The 12,056-nt window shown below is 54.4% G+C and carries 11 protein-coding genes; all 11 read right to left on the bottom strand.

Going from position 1 to position 12,056, the window contains the following annotated elements; all coding sequences use genetic code 11:
* Positions 1-40 precede the first annotated feature (40 nt).
* Positions 41-2,602 carry a choice-of-anchor M domain-containing protein gene (locus tag CLAC_RS01830; RefSeq protein WP_082313009.1) on the bottom strand — a complete coding sequence of 854 codons (2,562 nt, stop codon included), beginning with the start codon at positions 2,600-2,602 and terminating at the stop codon, positions 41-43.
* Between the two features lie 48 nt (positions 2,603-2,650).
* Complete coding sequence (locus CLAC_RS01825) at positions 2,651-3,520, bottom strand: anchored repeat-type ABC transporter permease subunit (protein WP_053411447.1); 870 nt, start codon at positions 3,518-3,520, stop codon at positions 2,651-2,653.
* Entirely contained in the window at positions 3,517-4,326 is an 810-nt protein-coding gene (locus tag CLAC_RS01820) for an anchored repeat-type ABC transporter ATP-binding subunit (protein WP_245621937.1), read from the bottom strand. The genes CLAC_RS01825 and CLAC_RS01820 overlap by 4 nt, the downstream gene beginning before the upstream one ends.
* A gap of 15 nt (positions 4,327-4,341) precedes the next feature.
* Positions 4,342-5,400 carry a choice-of-anchor M domain-containing protein gene (locus CLAC_RS01815; protein WP_053411446.1) on the bottom strand — a complete coding sequence of 353 codons (1,059 nt, stop codon included), beginning with the start codon at positions 5,398-5,400 and terminating at the stop codon, positions 4,342-4,344.
* A 37-nt stretch (positions 5,401-5,437) separates the two neighbouring features.
* Complete coding sequence (locus tag CLAC_RS01810) at positions 5,438-7,051, bottom strand: anchored repeat ABC transporter, substrate-binding protein (RefSeq protein ID WP_156324737.1); 1,614 nt, start codon at positions 7,049-7,051, stop codon at positions 5,438-5,440.
* A 2-nt stretch (positions 7,052-7,053) separates the two neighbouring features.
* On the bottom strand, positions 7,054-7,860 hold the full coding sequence (locus CLAC_RS01805; RefSeq protein WP_053411444.1) for a choice-of-anchor M domain-containing protein: 807 nt from the start codon (positions 7,858-7,860) through the stop codon (positions 7,054-7,056).
* Positions 7,861-8,379: 519 nt separating this feature from the next.
* Positions 8,380-8,763 carry a 50S ribosomal protein L7/L12 gene (gene rplL / locus CLAC_RS01800; RefSeq protein WP_053411443.1) on the bottom strand — a complete coding sequence of 128 codons (384 nt, stop codon included), beginning with the start codon at positions 8,761-8,763 and terminating at the stop codon, positions 8,380-8,382.
* Between the two features lie 111 nt (positions 8,764-8,874).
* Positions 8,875-9,387: a 50S ribosomal protein L10 gene (rplJ, locus tag CLAC_RS01795; RefSeq protein WP_053411442.1), complete on the bottom strand. Its 513-nt coding sequence runs from the start codon at positions 9,385-9,387 to the stop codon at positions 8,875-8,877.
* 394 nt (positions 9,388-9,781) lie between these two features.
* The gene (locus tag CLAC_RS01790) at positions 9,782-10,402 is read right to left on the bottom strand and encodes a hypothetical protein (RefSeq protein WP_053411441.1); all 621 of its coding nucleotides are present in this window, start codon (positions 10,400-10,402) and stop codon (positions 9,782-9,784) included.
* A gap of 234 nt (positions 10,403-10,636) precedes the next feature.
* Complete coding sequence (rplA, locus tag CLAC_RS01785; protein WP_053411440.1) at positions 10,637-11,350, bottom strand: 50S ribosomal protein L1; 714 nt, start codon at positions 11,348-11,350, stop codon at positions 10,637-10,639.
* Between the two features lie 101 nt (positions 11,351-11,451).
* Positions 11,452-11,889, bottom strand: coding sequence for a 50S ribosomal protein L11 (rplK, locus tag CLAC_RS01780; protein ID WP_053411439.1), 438 nt, complete (start codon positions 11,887-11,889; stop codon positions 11,452-11,454).
* Positions 11,890-12,056: the final 167 nt, after the last annotated feature.

Below are 12,056 nucleotides of genomic sequence, written 5' to 3'. Positions count from 1 at the left end.
ATATGCTTCGCTATTTGACAACCTAACTCGGGCTATTTACCTAGTCTTCCCATTCGTCGAAGCCATCGGACTTTCGAGAAGACATAAAGAACAATGTACCGCCCAGAATTCCCATTAGGCCGAGTCCAAGAAGTAAGCCTCCCAGCCAGCCAGTAGACGAAATCATGTCGCCGATTCGTTTGAAGAAACCTTTATCCTCTTCGACGGCTTCATAATTTTGCCCCGAATCACCTTGTGACTTAGATGATATTCGAGTACCTGGCTGTGGTGGCTTCTTTTTCGAAGTAGACGGTTGTGCAGCCGCTTTTGTCGAAGATTTATCCGCTGAGCGTCCTACCGACTTCGTAGGCGTTCCGCCACCTCCGCCCGCGACTCGAGTACCAGAGGCTCCGCTGGACGCAGCGGAATTCCCAGATGAAGAGCTAGCTCCAGAACTCCCTTTACCGATACTGGTCGGGTTTCCACCAGTCGACTTTGCTGCACTACCGTTACGACCATTTTGTGCAGAGTTCGTACCTTTCGAGTCCTTGGCTTCCTTGGAGCCACGTTGGGATGGCCGTTGAGAGCCGTTGTCCCGACCGGTAACTACCTTGCCAGGCTTTCGTGTTGGCCCATTAGGCCTTGACGGGCTGCCGGGGCCTTCATTGTTAGAACCCCGGTCCGGCTCCGAACATTCCTGTGTCCCCGGAGCACACTTAATGCTGCCTGGATCAATGTCTGCTACAGAGTTATCTTCCGCCTTCGGATCTTGCTCGGCTTTTTCTAGGGGATGGTCTCCCACGAGGAAGTATGATTCGAGATCTTGGTACTTCACCGAACCATCTTTTTCGGTCCACTCGTAGCGGAAGACAACACGGTAGACACCGCCTTGCGTAAACCAGAAGAACTGGTGGTCGTGAGATCGATTCGGGTAGTCGTAAGCAGCACTGAGGTCACGAGAGTCGAGTGCAACGACCGCCTTACCCAAAGGTTCATGCCCAGTAATCATGCTTCCCGGACCAGTGAACTCAGCGATACTCAAACGCACAGGCTGGCCTTCTGCCAGAGTTTCATATTCGACATGCTCGGTAGAAAAACCAAGCCACGGAGCATCATTAATGCTCACGTTACTCATCGGCAAGTAGTAACCACTCGCTGGGATGTTGCCCAGCTGCTCCTTCCAGGACTGCGGTAAATCTTTCTTCGTGGCAGCATCGCTCAGTGCGAAGGCAAAAGTACCAGAGTTCCGATATGTCCTGTTAGCCGGATTTTCATCATCGATGAGCACTGCGGAGCGTCCGTTGCTGTTATCAAGCAGTGCTAGGTCCATGTGCCCACTGCGGATGATGTGTGGCTTTTCCCCGCCCTTCCACCAGGTCTTAATTTCCTCGCTACCGTCAGATCCCTTCGCCGGTGGATTTTGCGGACGCGAAGGGTTACTCTTTGACGGAGCTTCAGTCTTTGGGGTCTTTGGCTTGCCGGTACCATTGCCACCGTTATTGCCCGATGGAGGCTTTACCGAATCCTTTTCTTTGGGGTTTTTATCTTTCGGGTTCTTCTCTTGGCCAGTAGAACCTGTATCGTCCGAGCCCTTGCCATCAGATGGATCGTTAGAATCCGGGGAACCGTCGCTATTTCCGGCATTGCTTCCAACAGGTCCCGGATCTTTCTTCACTTCCCTGAGGTTTACAGTAGTTCCCTTCGGCAGCCCAACTTCCTCATCTGTGCCAACTAGCCAGATGAGCTCGTCGGGAGTGCCAACCTCGCGCTCCCCATTCGTTTTATCTGCCCACGGTTGAATCTTGATGCGGTAGACGCCGGCTTCAGAGAAGGTCCAGTTGTAGTGACCATGAGAGCCTACCCGCCGAGGGAAACTCTTATTGCTACCCAGCTCACCTCCCAGGGTATCGCCTGGGCCGACGGAGATAATCTCCTCTGGGGTGTCAATATGCGTAAAGAAGATACTGAGTCGACCTGGCCCCTCAAAGTCGACTATGTCAAAGTTCATCTGACCGTTTTTGAAGTCTTTTGGCACATTTCCGTCGAGCTCATGCGTCGGGTCGAAGGCGCCGATTCCAGCAAAAATAGGTCGCTTATCAAAGTCGACCTGCTGAGGCGCGTACCACAGCACTTGCCCCGGCTCGCCGAGGAAGGAATATGCAGGCTCTTTCGGGACAACGATTTTCGAAATCTGCTCGCCTTGCTCGTAGCCAAAGAACCTCGACCCCTGGCTCGCATCCGGGGCCAGACGTGCACAAACAGAGTCAAGAGAGACTACGTCTTGACCATCGACAAACATCGTGGTCAGCTGGCTACCTTCCTCAAGCTGCTGGTTGCGGGTGCCGTAAATTGGGTCAGCATGTTCCTGGTAGATTAGCTTCCGCCCAGCGCAGGCGTGCGTTTGTCCAGTTCGAGTATCTTTCTGGTCGCTGGCCAAAGTGACAAGATTATCGGAGGGGCGCAATTTCTTATGTCCGGACGCAGTGGCCTGCACTTTCTTTTCGGACTTATCTGAATCAGGAGCTGCTATCGCCCCTGATGCCCCTACGGATACAGCGAGGAAAGCGACCGCTACAGCAGAAGTCAACCTCTTAACAAAACGCATTCTATCTCTGTTTTTCATTCTGTTTTCCTTATTTAGAAATGGTTATCCAACCTCAGACATTGCCCATTAATTCATTGAGGGCACTCTGCTGAAACGCTCCACGAGCACCCCTCTTCGCGGGGCGAAAAGCCAACATAGGAAAAATATTCCGGTCGCCACAAGAACAATTGTGGCCCCGGTGGGCACATCAATTGCCCAGGACAGATAAAGGCCAATTACCGATGACAGTATTCCGATGCCGACTGATACAGCCATCATCGTCGACAGGCGGTCTGTAAGCAGTCGCGCGGACGCTGCGGGAGTCACCAGAAGAGCAAGTACTAAGATGTTGCCGATTGTGCGAACTGAAACAACTACTGCACACGTCACTGATAGATAAAGGAAGAGGTCCAGAGCGAAAACGGGGAGTCTTTGTGCCATCGCGGTCTCTCGATCAAGAGATACCGCAACGAGTTCCTTATTCAGACCCAAGAGCAATGCCGTAATAATAGTTCCCAGGACAAAGGCAACGACTATTTCAGTATCCGATACTCCGGCAATCGAACCGAAAAGAAAGTTTGTTAGCGACGCCGTATAACCATCGATCTGCGAAATAATCACCAGGCCAAACGCAAATGCGCCAGCGAAGAACACTCCAATTAACGTGTCCTCTTTCACTCTTCGTCGTTGTGAAAATACCGCAATGAGTACAGCGACAACGATTCCCGCAACAGCCCCGCCGACAATTACAGATGTTTGCAGCGCAAAGGCCACGGCGATACCTGGGAATACGGAGTGGGCCACCGCGTCGCCTATGAAAGCCATACCGCGCAGTACGACATGAACTCCGACCACGCCACAGATAATGGCGCTGAGAATGGAAATCATAAGTGCCCGAGGCAGAAATCCGAGAGCCGGATTCATGAGATCTTGGAAAAAGTCAACGAGAGAAATCATTGCGCAGTCTCCTCAGCAGCGGCCATCTGCGTGTCAATACCGACAGACTTCAACAGTGGCGACTTCCTATGCACCTCAAAGGTTTCCATCCATGTCGTTACCATTGGTGGTTGCAGAAGATCTTCTGGCGTTCCGACCGCTCTAATAGACCTGCGCAGCAAGGCCACTCGATCACAAATATCCATTGCTTCGGGCAGGTTATGGGTCGACATCACAATGGAAACCCCACCATTCGTAAGGTCTTCGAAGAGACTCAAAAGCAGCTCCCAGCTAGGCATATCCAGGCCGGTAAAGGGCTCGTCGAGAAGCAATAGGTCCGGCGCTCCCGCCAGAGCGCGCGCCACTAACACGCGTTGCCGTTGACCTCCAGAAAGCTCGCCAATAGGACGATCTGCGAGGTTCGCTAACTGCACTTTTTCGAGAGCCTGCGCGACCGCTTCATAGTCAGCATCCTTGGCCGATCGAAACATCCCAATTTGCCGGGTTCTTCCACCTAACACCGTGTCATGGATATTAATGGGGTAATCCCAAGCAAATTCATGGCGCTGTGGCACATAGCCTATGCGATCAATGGATGCCTTTCCTGAGACCCCGGCCACCGAAATCCGTCCGCCGGAAATCGGTACGATGCCTAGAATTGAACGCAAAAGAGTCGTCTTCCCCGCACCGTTTGGACCGATTAGCCCTAGGAATTCACCACGCGCAACTTGCAAAGTTGCATCAGCCAAAACCTCACGGCCTGCGAGTTTCACCGTGACCTTATCTACATCCAATAGCCACGGTCGGGAATTTTGTTTTTCTGTCACTGGTCCCTACCGCCTCTATTCACTCTTCCGAGCCGCGGCTTTACGACGAGCGCTCGAGCGACGATTACGCAATCCGAGACCGATAAGGATTGCTGCAACTATAATCAGCCCGACAGATACCCACAGCACCACGGAAGATCCAGCGTTATTTGTCGAATCCTCAGTCTCACCGTCGTCCCCCACGACCAGCTCGCCTTCCCACTGTGCATTTGCAGCCGCATTCGGATCGGCATCTCCCACCGCAAAGCGCAAAATCGCGATGTCATTAATTGGGGTTCCATCGAGCTGGACTGCTTTGACATTCATCGCAACCAAATGCACTCCCGGCTCAGTGAAGACCCAGTTTGCGTGCGTGTGAGTGTTTAGGTCAACCCACGTCGATTGCTTTTGGGAAGAACCCGAATTCCACAACTGCTGAGCCTGGTCAAAGCCGCCATTTTGCAAAAAGACGCTAAATTGTCCCGGGCCTTGATGCCCCAAGAACTCAAACGTCACGCCACGGTCCACAGACTGAACCACTGACGGCGCCTGCGTGTTCCACCCCAACCATGGAACATCCTGCATTTGTGTCTGCGGCACTACCCACACTTTGTCACCTCCGGTTGCTCCGGTGAAGTCAAAATCACTTCCCTCTGGCAACACTTGGGTTGCACTTTCAGACAATCGGAAAACGATGTCGCGGGGGTCACGCCATACGGGGGAGTTTTCCCGATCATCTCGGACTAGGAACCTCATCGAGTCATCCAAGAAAACCGGTCCCATATCCGCGTGACCGTTATCGAAAACAACGGATTCGCCTTCCGGCGCTACTTTTTCATCGGCAGTAACGCTCTGCTGGAGCGAGGGATCATCAGAGCCTAACTGGTCACTTTGGGCATAAATTTCTTTCGAATTCGCGGATACGCTCTGTGAGAACGACAGTACTTCCGGAAGAGCCTCAGCCTCAGTGGGTACGAAAAAAATGCTTCCGATAGCGACAGTCAAAGTCACTGCAGCCGAGAGATTACGCTTTACAAAAGAGGAGTGATGTGCCGAAGAACGGGAACTGTATCCGGTGACCAATTTAATTTTCATGAAATGTTCTTTCTTTGATTTTTATCCGATAATTTCTTCAGTCTTGGCGATTGAGACATCGAGCCAGGCTATCGGCGTTGTAACGCATCATCTCTATGTACCCGGTGACTTCTTCCGAGAATGAGTCTCCGTAGATTCGGCACACCTGTACCCCCAAACGCTCGGCCGTCTCGGTGAGCACACCAGCGCGCCCTTCTAAAGAAGGCTCCAAAAACACAGCGGGAACCTGCAGGTTTTCCAATGTTCGAGTAAGAGTAACCATGTCGCGCGTCGATGGCTCTATTGAGGGATTAGGGGTAACAAAACCCGCAATATCAAGGTCATATGCCTTCCCCAGATAGGCGTAGCCATCGTGGGTCGTAACCAAGTGCCGACGCTCTCGCGGTATCGACGCAATCCGATTTCGCACATACGAATCCAGATCCAGAAGCTGATTGACTGCCCGATCTGCATTCGCGGTGTATTCAGATGCTCCTTTGGGATCTACCGCAATCATTTTGTCTCGGATCAACTGCAGATAGGCTATTGCATTTGAGACATTCTGCCACGCATGCGGATCAAGCTCCCCATGGACATGTTTGCCCAACACAGCCTGCGGCAGCATATAAGTATCAGTCCCCGGTCGCCCCAGGAAGCGGAACGCCGCTGATGCTGGAATCTCCTTAATCGCGGAATTTGGTACCTCAACTACGGCCTGCTCTGGGGGATAGGAATAATTAATCCTGGTATCCCCTTTTGCCGGGGCATCTCCTCGGATAAGGATTTTTCCTTCATCGAGGTCGACTGAGATATCTTGATGCCCTTCATTAAGGACATATTCCTTATCCTTGCCAGCCTCGGTTGGGCTTACCCCGACGGCAAATGTCACCGTCGTATCGCCTACTGGCTGTGGACGAGCCCCCTTTTCCGCGATAACCTGCGCCCGAAAATCGACCTCATAAATACCTGGCTGTGAAAATGCCCAGCTCATGTGGGTATGTGCATCGACAGGTAGGGTCGCAGTATCGCCCTTATAATTCGACTCTCGATCAAAGCCATCAGCAGAGTTTAGGTAGACCTCTGGTTCTCCGAAGGCTGTAGTCAGAAATGCTGCTACGTCTCCCGGCCCTCGTACACCAGTCGCCTGCAACTCAACTTCAGAGGTACGCGATGCGCCAAAGCTCTCCCCCGAGCCGGCTATGCGCATTCCCAGCCACACTGTATCGAGGGCAACATCCTCGACTAATTGAATGAGTTCCCCACCATATCGTGATGAATTCTCTGCCAGTGCTACGACAGGAGTACCCGGCCGAATCCCCTGCTCCACAACTCGAATGAGACTTGCCTGTTCGAGAAGTAGATTATTCGTAAATGCAATATCTGCGTATGCAATAGAGCGTAAATCGCGGAGAGTCGGCTCATAAGTGTGGGGGTCGCCCATAGGTGGGATAAGACCGGAAACGCGAGCGCGCTGCCCCGTGACCATCCGAGCTAGATCAGCGACGATTGGGGTTGTCGCCACCACATCGACAACGTTATCGCTAGCACTAGCTACTCCTGCCACGCCGTTAGGAGATGCAGTCGCGCAACCGCCTAAAGATACTACAGACACGGCGGCTACCACGCGGATTAAAAATCCGCGCACTAATCCATCACGCCGACCGATACGCACTGTTAATTTTCCCGTCGCGATCGATAGATCACTCCAGCGCCCATAACTGCGAGACCCAGAGCAAAAACGGCAATCACGACGTTCAGCGGTTCAAAACCGGTAACAGCGAGGGAACCCGCGTTTCCAGCACTCTTGCCACCGGCGCCCTGTGCGGAAGAGTTCCCGGCAGAACCTTGCCCTGAAGACCCACTACCGCCTGCAGAGGTACCCGAAGAATTCTCATTGGTAGATGCAGCTGAGGTTTCTTCTCCCGCAGGAGATGACCCGGCGCAGCCGATGGCAGGACCCAAATCGAAGTGGCCTTCATCTGCGTTTCCAGCGCCGCCGACATTGAAGTACAAGACGGTAGAACCTTCAACAGTATTGCCGTCATTTAGCGTGGCGGTCTGCTTAATACCCACCTGATATTCCCCAGGCGAGCTAAAAATCCAGTTAGGGTGCACATGGGTATTAGCGCCAATTGTGTGACTACCAGACCCTACACCACCTTCAACACGGAACCACTCTGTTCCGAATACTTGCCCCAAAGCACCGCCCTCAGCGACGACCAAATCTCCGGGGCCTGTGAAGGAGTTCACCTCCAACGTGACATCTCCGGTTGTCTCCGTAGCAAACGTCTCATGCTGAGTATTAGCACCAAGCCACGGCACTCCATTCATCTGTGCGGATTGGATCATCCACACATCCTGGTTAGCCATAATCGGCCCGATGTCAACAGGCGAAACAGTTTTCGCCGCATCTCCTACGCCGAAAGTTAGAGAAGTAGGATCAACCCACTGAGCGGGAACAGATCGGTCGTCCTTAACCATCGGGTATAGGGCTTTCTCACAAGCTAAGGACGCGGATGCCCCCTCTTGCGCCAAAACCATCGAGGCCGAGGAATAAGGTCCTGCATACACTGCCGGAGAAGCTGCTGCAGCCTGGGAAACCACCGCCGGGGAACAGGCCAAACACAGAGTCGCTCCCATGATTCCCACGCGACGCCCCATATGCCGTAGTACTTGTCGATTACGGTTCCCCTTCAGGCGCATCGGATCTTTCGCCTGAATACGTGATAGGGAATCCAGGTCGCCGTGATTCCCCTTACCACAAACGCTATTGTTCAACGCATTCCTCTTCTATTATACAAGGACAAGAAAATTAATTTTTCTCAGACCTTACTTATACACCCTCGTGAAAACCATTTTCAATTTAGGCCACATATGAGGGTATTCGAGAGGAATGCTGATACCACAGCAAAACCGCCGGCTTTCGGGAAAACCCTTAAACCGACGGTTTCAACAGTTGATAGTCGTAGGCAACTACCGAAGTTTTGCCAGACTGGTGAATTACTTGAGGGAGACCTTTGCGCCAGCCTCTTCCAGCTTGGTCTTAGCAGCCTCAGCGTCATCCTTGGAAGCACCCTCCAGGATAGCCTTCGGAGCACCCTCAACGAGCTCCTTAGCTTCCTTCAGGCCCAGGCCGGAGACGATCTCGCGGACAGCCTTGATGACACCAATCTTCTTGGCGCCAGCGTCTTCCAGAACGACGTCAAACTCGTCCTTCTCCTCAGCAGCAGCCTCGCCGCCAGCGGCGCCTGCAGCAGCAACAGCAACCGGAGCAGCGGCGGTAACGTCGAACTCCTCCTCGAAAGCCTTCTTGAACTCGGTCAGCTCAACGAGGGTCATCTCCTTGAAAGCCTCGAGCAGTTCCTCAGTGGTGTACTTAGCCATGGGTATTCTCCTATGAGTGTGGTGCGGCCTCCCCACGGGACATACCTGGGGTCGAAGCCGTCTAAGTGATATTTAAAAAGTTGTTCGCGTGGATCGCGAGCCGAACTCGATTTACTTCTTTTCCTCGAGAGCCGCAGCGAGGCGGGCAACCGAGGAGGTCGGAGCGTCGAGCAGGCCAGCGACGTTCGCCAGAACGCCGTTGAAGGCACCAGCCAGCTTTGCCAGCGTGGTCTCGCGGTTATCCATATCCGCAAGAGCCTCGAACTGCGTTGCGTCCATTGCAACGCCGTCCATGTAGCCGCCCTTGACCACGAGGTTCTTGTTGTCACCGGCGAACTTCTTGATCGCCTTAGCCGCATCCACAGCCTCGCCCTTGATGAAGGCGACTGCAGTCGGGCCGTTCAGGTGCTCATCAAGACCCTCAACTCCCGCCTCAGCGGCGGCGAGCTTGATCATGGTGTTCTTGGCGACGGAGTACTTAACATCTGCGCCAAGCGCACGACGCAGTTCGGTAATCTCCGCAACGGACAGGCCGCGGTACTCGGTCAGCACGATAGCGTTGGACTCTTCGACGTCCTGCTTCAGCGCTGCAACTGCTGCGATCTTCTCAGCGTTTGCTGCCATGTGTACTCTCGCCTCCTTCCTGGTCTTTGCAATTTTCCGCCAGTTAGATTCAGAAAGGATCTGCGCTACATACGACAAACGCCCCAATCCTCGCATAAAGGATGGGGCGCCAAAGTACTTAATAGCATCAGGCTCGGTCAAAATCTCGAACCTGCGCTTTCGCGCTTCCAAGTCCTCCTGCGTGGGCCGCCAGCGTAAAAACGCCGAACCTTCAACCCGAATTAACGGATAACCGACGGTCTTCGGTGAAACTTGAGTGCCAGCCCTTACGAGCCGGTCAAACTTCGTGTAGGTACTTTATACGACAGTCGAGCAATTAACCAAATCCGCCCGTTCAATACTTCGGTGCGAGTGTTCCAAACCTCGCCCTTAATTACCCCATATGCAGGTCTAATCACTGAAAATGCGCCGGTCCGGTTTCCCCGAAACGCAGGTCGCGTTCGCGTGCCTGCACGATCTGCTCGAGCTCTGCGAAGTAGTCAATCAGCTCTCCGTCGGCAAGCCACATGACACGATCTGCATAGTCCAGTACCACGCGCACCATATCGTCCGGATGGGCGTCCAGCGCGGCCGCGCCCAACACATCAACGGTCAGGGATAACGCCAGCTGAATCGCCGGCGGCACGATGGAGCGCTGGCACCGCGCAACCACATCGCGCAGCTCTACCGCCTCCATCCGAGCAATAATCCGCAACAGGCGAATCACTACGACCTGCGCGGCCCGCACGCGCAGGGCCTCGCCTTCTGTCATGCCAATCCACGGTATCGAGTCCGCAATATTACGCTCCAGGACACTCGCAACATGCTCGTCCTCGCCGAGACCAGTCAGGACTTCCCCGAGCAGCGTCTGCCCCGCAACACGCAAGCAGGGCATATCATAGGCGTCATCCCCCAGGGAATCCAGGTAGGAGATCAGCTGTGGCTCGATAATTCCGGAGCCGTCGTCGAGCTGCGCTAGGCGCTCAAGCTCGCCCAGCGCCTCTCGCTCGCAGTCAACCTCGGATGGAAAGTGCATAGTCGCGATTCTAGGGAACCCCACCCCGACGTGAGTGACTTTCTCACTAATTTGCACCATGAAAATTCTGTTAAAGCAGCGCAGGAGTTTTTCTCTTCGCTTGCCGACGCCTTCCCCGCCTCCTACCGGGCACGAAAAAAGAGGCCCTGCCCCGGGAAATATCGGGGAGCATGACCTCTTATTTGATTCGGCAATTCAGGCCGCCTACGCGGCCCTTTAAACCGCAGCGCCAGATTAGGCCTCGGAGCTGGTGTAGTTCTTGATGACGGAAGCGTCAACCGGGATGCCCGGGCCGTTGGTGGCGGAGATGGTGACCTTCTTCAGGTACTTACCCTTCGCAGCGGACGGCTTCAGACGCAGCAGCTCGTCGATGAGAGCGCCGTAGTTCTCGGCCAGCTTCTCAGCGTCGAAGGAAGCCTTACCGATGATTGCCTGCAGGTTGGCAGCCTTGTCAACGCGGAAGGAAATCTTACCGCCCTTGATCTCGGTGACAGCCTTGGCGACATCCGGGGTAACGGTGCCGGTCTTCGGGTTCGGCATCAGACCACGCGGGCCGAGGATACGAGCAACGCGACCGACCTTGGCCATCTGGTCCGGGGTAGCGATTGCAGCGTCGAAGTCGGTCCAGCCGCCCTGGATCTTCTCGATCAGTTCCTCGGAACCGACGAAGTCAGCGCCAGCTTCCTCAGCCTTGGTGGCGTTCTCGCCAGCGGCGAAGACAACGACGCGGACGGTCTTACCGGTGCCGTTCGGCAGGGAGACGGTGCCGCGGACGAGCTGGTCAGCCTTGCGCGGATCAACGCCCAGGCGGATAGCAACATCGACGGAAGCGTCGTAGTTCTTGGAGGAGGTCTCCTTGACCAGCTTTGCAGCCTCAATCGGGGAGTAAATGCGGCCAGCGTCGATCTTCTCGGCGGCGGCGCGGTAAGCCTTAGAGTTCTTGCTCATGAAAAATCCAATCTCAAAAAGATATTGAAAGGGTTGGAGTGTGGTGTGTCAGCGGGCCGAAGCTGGCCCTACCACGTGAAGTTTTTAACTTCGAGAGGAAATTACTTTGCACCCTCGACCGTGATGCCCATGGAGCGAGCGGTACCGGCGATGATGCGAGCGCCCATCTCGATGTCGTTTGCATTGAGGTCCGGCTTCTTCAGCTCGGCAATTTCCTTGCACTGCTCCCAGGTCACAGAACCGACCTTGTTGGTGTGCGGAACGCCGGAGCCCTTCTGGATGCCAGCGGCCTTCAGCAGCAGCTTCGCAGCCGGCGGGGTCTTCAGAACGAAGGTGAAGGAGCGGTCTTCGTAGACGGAGATTTCAACCGGAACGACGTTGCCACGCTGGTTCTCGGTTGCTGCGTTGTAAGCCTTGCAGAACTCCATGATGTTGACGCCATGGGCACCCAGTGCCGGGCCAACCGGCGGAGCCGGGTTAGCGGCACCAGCCTGGATCTGCAGCTTGATGATTGCAGAAAGCTTCTTCTTCGGAGCCATCGGTTTTACCTACTTCCTAGTTACCGGCGCACGCAGCCCCGATGAAAAGGCCACGCACCCCGTCCGGATGCCAACAATCGGGTCAGCCACCGGGGATACGAATTTACCGTGCATAGAAAAATGCACGCTTGGCTACGTTACCGCAGCTAAAGCGTGCATCAAAATCT

This window comes from Corynebacterium lactis RW2-5 (assembly GCF_001274895.1).
Classification (GTDB): domain Bacteria; phylum Actinomycetota; class Actinomycetes; order Mycobacteriales; family Mycobacteriaceae; genus Corynebacterium; species Corynebacterium lactis.
The sequence above is the reverse complement of the archived record's forward strand: the minus strand, read 5'-3'. Positions and strand labels throughout refer to the sequence as shown.